Genomic DNA, 310 nt, shown 5'->3' on the forward strand with positions numbered 1-310 from the left:
GGTCAGTGCCCGGCGGAACGCGGCGGGAAAGCCATCCGCGGCGATCCCGGAGTGCAGGAGATCTTCGGCCAACGATTCGAGCCGGACGATCTCGCGCACCTCGTGGGCCGCCAGCTCCGCGAAGTCCTCGTTCGATGCGAGCTCGGTCTCCCCGCCGACCGTGCCGGTATCGATGAGCGAGGTCGAGACTCCGCTCGCACGCAGCAGGCGGCGGGTGACCTCCTCGTGGCCGAGGCGGGAACGGCGGTCGAGGTAGTCCGAGGGCTCCGCGTGCCGTTGCAGGTCGAGGAGAGGCGCGCAGTGCCTGCGC

The 310-nt window shown here is 71.0% G+C and carries 1 pseudogene; it reads right to left on the reverse strand.

Annotated elements, in window-relative coordinates:
• Window positions 1–310: pseudogene (locus tag AMS65_RS19720) on the reverse strand (amidohydrolase); the annotation flags it as partial.

The organism is Leucobacter celer subsp. astrifaciens, assembly GCF_001273835.1.
Lineage (GTDB): Bacteria > Actinomycetota > Actinomycetes > Actinomycetales > Microbacteriaceae > Leucobacter > Leucobacter celer.